Source organism: Flavobacteriales bacterium (assembly GCA_019694795.1).
Taxonomy (GTDB): domain Bacteria; phylum Bacteroidota; class Bacteroidia; order Flavobacteriales_D; family UBA2798; genus UBA2798.
In genome coordinates, this window is sequence record JAIBBF010000108.1 from 1 (window position 1) to 4,735 (window position 4,735).

Annotated in this window: 2 protein-coding genes; one reads left to right on the forward strand and one right to left on the reverse strand. The window is 40.5% G+C overall.

The features are described from left to right. Positions 1-2,647 (reverse strand): hypothetical protein (locus K1X56_14875; protein ID MBX7096002.1); only part of this gene is annotated, 2,647 nt, incomplete at its 3' end. A gap of 63 nt (positions 2,648-2,710) precedes the next feature. Here K1X56_14875 and K1X56_14880 point away from each other — a divergent pair. Next, the coding region (locus tag K1X56_14880; GenBank protein ID MBX7096003.1) for a WG repeat-containing protein at positions 2,711-4,735 on the forward strand (2,025 nt) is incomplete at its 3' end.

A 4,735-nucleotide genomic window follows, 5' to 3' on the forward strand; every position in this document is an offset into this window, starting at 1 on the left:
TGCTTGCTTCACCACTGTGGTGAAACCAGAAAAAGTCGCCCGAAACGATATCCTTAGGTTTAAACAATACAAACGAATCCGGCAAGTGCAGCAGAATTTCTGCGCGAATAGGTAAAATGGCTTCCTGTATTCGCTTTGCATAGGTAATAGAGTCGGTGATTTCCTGTTTCTGATGCAGAATCTCCGCATTGCGATGTTCCAGCTCGATGTTTTGTTGTGCAATTTCAGCGGTGCGTTGCTGAACAATGTTTTCGAGTTGAATATTTTTTTGTTTTAAACGATAGGATGCAATGCGAATGGAAATGTAAACGAGGACAATTAAAATTAAAGCATAGGTGAGGTAAGCCCATAAGGTACGGTACCAGGGAGCGAGAATGATAAAACGAAATTCATTTTCGGTGCTTTCTTCTCCGGAAATAGTTTTTGCTTTAACACGGAATACATATTCACCTTCGTGGAGGTTGGTAAAGGAAATGGAATTTTCGGTGGACCATTCACTCCAGTTTTCATCGTATCCCTCGAGCTTGGTGGAGTAGAGGGGAGCTTGCGGACTTTCATAGGATGGAAATGCATACCGGAAGCGCAATGCATTTTCACTGTAATTCAATTGGGGAATGGAACTTTCGTTTTGAGCATTGATACGCGCCAGTGAATCGCCAAATGAACCTTTAAACATGAATTTTCCATTGGCAGAATTGACTTCACGGATAAGAACAGGGTGGCGGTTTCTATCGCGACCTTCAAACCGGGGATCGTATTTTACAATGCCGTTGGACCCTGCGATATAGAGGAAACCGTTGGGACTATATTCCATGGCATTGATCATTCCCAAATCCACTTCTTTAAAAGTGAGCGTGTCAATTTTACCATCCGATTCCAGATGAAGAATGGAATTGTCGACCACCATCCAGGCTCCATTTTTTTTATCCACCGCAATCGAAGTAATTGCGCTCCGCCAGTTGGAATCCAGCAGCGAGAGGTAGTCGAAATAACCACGTTCAAATTCAGGTTTTCCTTTGAGGGAATCATCAAGCTGGGCACGGATTTCTTCTTCGCTGATGAAATATTGAAATCCTGTGGCGGTTGCAAACACAATTTCTTCGCGGTAGGGAAATGGACGAACATAACCATCCGACAAATAATCCATCGTGGTGTAATTATCTACACTAAACCTTCCGTCAATTCCCATTCTGATTTTAAACACACCTTCGGTAGTTGTACCAATCCAAAATTGAGATTGGGTTGCGGTAGAAAGCAATTTGTCTTTTTCAATTCGTAATCCTCTCGCAATTCCACTCCGGTTCAATTGCGTTAAGGTTCCTGAAGGGTAGGAAAAGCTATAAATTCCATTTCCGCCAATAGCAAGAATGGTTTGGTTGGATGCATCGTAGTAGGAAGCGTTAAAGATATCGTGACTAATTTTCCGCAATTGATTGTTTTGGTAAATGAACAATCCATCGGCAGAAGCAATCAGGCAAAATGCTTGATGATTTTTGTCTTCAAAACTACGTACCTCATATACCTTCGATTTAATTCCCGGATACGATTCGAATAAACGCAATTCTGAATTTCCGGAAATGAATAAACCATTACTGGTTCCCACCAGAATTTTTCCGTCCTGCAGTGCAATGGATTCAACTTCACCATCAAGACCATGTTGACGGTTATAGTATTCAAACGGACTATCAATACGGATAAAATGAAACCCCGAAGGAGAAACACCCCAGAGATTTCCGCTGCGGTCTACAATTAACTTTGTGATATCATCCGTACTTAATCCCGATCGGCGGTCGATTTGCCGTAATGCTTTTCCCTGGTCATTGAACAAAAATATACCATGCGATTGAGTGGAAACTGCAAATGAAATGTGGTGGTGATTAACCGGAACTACATCCGTAATATCCAATATGGAAAACAATGAAGGATCATTGTTCAGAATATCAATTTTAGAGTTTGTTTTATTCAGCAGATAAAATCCTCTTTCGCGAACGACGATTAAATCTTGCTTCTCATTCCAGGGTAGAACTCCGAAAATTCCGTTATCCAGAAAAAGGGTGTCGGCAGAAATTACTTTACGTTTTCCTTGTTCAATTGAAATTAATCCCTCACCACGATCGCGGGCATAAAACGTGGAATTGCAGGTAAACGATAAATGATAGGAGTCCGTAGCCGGATAAGAGCTTATGGTTCCGTTTTTATATTGAAACAGGTACTGAATGCCTTGAAAAAATATTCCTTCAGAAGTGGAATGTGCTCTTAAAATGAGTCCAAAAGTTTGAAGTTCATCGGGGATTAATCCAACCAGACTACTAAACACCATATCACCATTTTTATCGGGTGCTATCATTCCGATAAATCCGGATCCGCCTACATAGATAATTCCGTTTTCATCCATGCACAAGGCACTCACATAGGCACCCTGCACTACAGGAATAAATCGCCATCCGGTGCCGTCAAATTCCAGCACACCTCCGGTATTACCTACGTAGATCATTCCGCGGTCGTCCTGAATGATATTGTAATTATTGGGAGTTTGCTTTTTACCGTAATCGCGTGGACCGTAATTCCGTATTAATGGAGCATATTCCTGGGTGTAGGCGCTCAGCGATACACTCAAAAACATCAATAGTGCAACAAAAGATCTCATTCGTCGTTGGAACAGAAGGATAAAACATTTATTTTTCTGAACGATGCAAAATACTAAAAATTGATGCTGCAGAAGGTGAATTGGGTGCGAATACTGATCTTTTTTTTGATTGCGGTGCAGGGTGAAACGCTATTTGCACAGAAATACTGTTTTTCCATATGTCACGATCGTTTAACCATAGTCGCGCAAAACGGGAAGGAAGGAATTCAGACCCGGGAGGGGAATTGGATACTAGAACCATCGATTTACCGTGAAATCCTACCCATCAGCGATGATGATTATCCCTCGTCAACCGTTTGCTTTTTGGGAATTAAATCGGTTCGGTACGATAGTCTGGAAATTTTTCAGGATGAAAACACGGGTGATTTGCCTTCCTTTTACAGAGATTTTATACGTCGTACAGAACTGGATGCGGATTTGCTTTCCTGCGACGGTAAACTTTTGCGGGAGGGAATTAGGAACCTTCAATACATCCATAGTCTTATTATACCATCCGATAGTCTTAACGGTACTGCGTATTACGATCAGGGTTGGATTGATTTATCGGGGACCGGAATCCAGGGCTCTTATTATTCCATTCCCGATTTTACGCGATTTAAAAAAGGAACGCCTTTATTGTTTACCTCGAATACGGGGAATTTTTTATTCTGTCCCTATACCGGAAAATTCATTGAGCAGGTAGCCGCTGCCACTGAACTGGATCATGGTTGGTTGTTGTCAACCTCCATCTCCATGGAAGGCGCCATTTTTGGTTCCGAATCCCATTTCGGTTATCTCGATTCGGGTATGCAAAAGTTCATTCCCCCGGTTTATTCTTTCTTTGAAGTTATCTATGATGAGGCACAAAAACCACGGTCCATTTTAATTGAGGAAAACGGGAAAAAAGGAATTATCGATCTGGACCGAAAGACGATTGTAGCTTCGCATTACAATGAAATTATTCCTGTACAGTATGGCTATATTTTGGTAGAGGGCGGAGAAAAGAAAATGAAAGTATATACCGATACACTTTATTATTACATCGATATGGAGTTGACTCCACACCAAGAGGTGATGAGCCACGAGATGGAGTATTACCAAAATGCAAAATTCGGATTTGCGGATCTTCAGGGAAAAATTATTTTAAAACCGGGCAAGGGCAAAGTTGATGTGAAGGGCATTAATGTCTTTAAGAACAATTCCAAAGTGATAACGCCGGCTTATTACGAAATGAATTCGGATGCGTATTCATCTTATTTAAGTCGCTATAAAGAGAGTAAGCAGGACTGGACCATTTATCAGCTCGATGGAAAGCGATTAAAAGGAACTTACGATTCTATAGTCGATGTATCCTTTTATTCCAGTAATAATTATTTCGACGATGCCAGATCAAGTTCCTTAATGATGGTAGGGAAAAATGGACGAATGAATCTTTTGTATAATGGAAAATTGTTGTTTCCGAAGGAGAAGTTAAATTCTGTTCTGCCCGATTTTTCTTTTTGCGAAGGCGAAAGAAATTTATTTGTGATTAAAGGAAATGATCAGGGAAAATTTGGTTTTTTTAATCAGCGCGATTCCATTCATTCAGACATGATTTATTCGGGAATGGAACTACTGAAGAAAGATGATTTCGATACGATTGTAGAAAACTGTCCGCTCATCATTGCATCACTCGGTGGAAAAAAAATAAAGTACAAACGAGAAGGTTTTGATTTAAACGGCAATGTTATTCAAGTGGAGGAAGAGGCAATGATAGGGGTACGATATGTCCTTTTGGATCACCATGGAAAACGTGTTCGCCCCGAGTCGTTTGATACACTCATAAAAGTGGGAGAAGAAAATAATTTGGTGGGACGAATCAATAATTTCTACGGCGTTTTGAGTCCACATGGCGAAGAATGGGTTCCTTTTCAGTATACAGATATCCGTGTTTTAGGATCAGATTATTTTGAAGTTTGCAATGGTGGACAATGTGGATTGTTTTACAAAAACAAAATCGTAATTCCCGAAATGTATTCGGCATTCGATTGGTTAGGTGAAAACTTTTTACGTGTACGACTGGATTATTTATACGGTGTTTATTCAACCGAAACGCAACAAATAATTCTA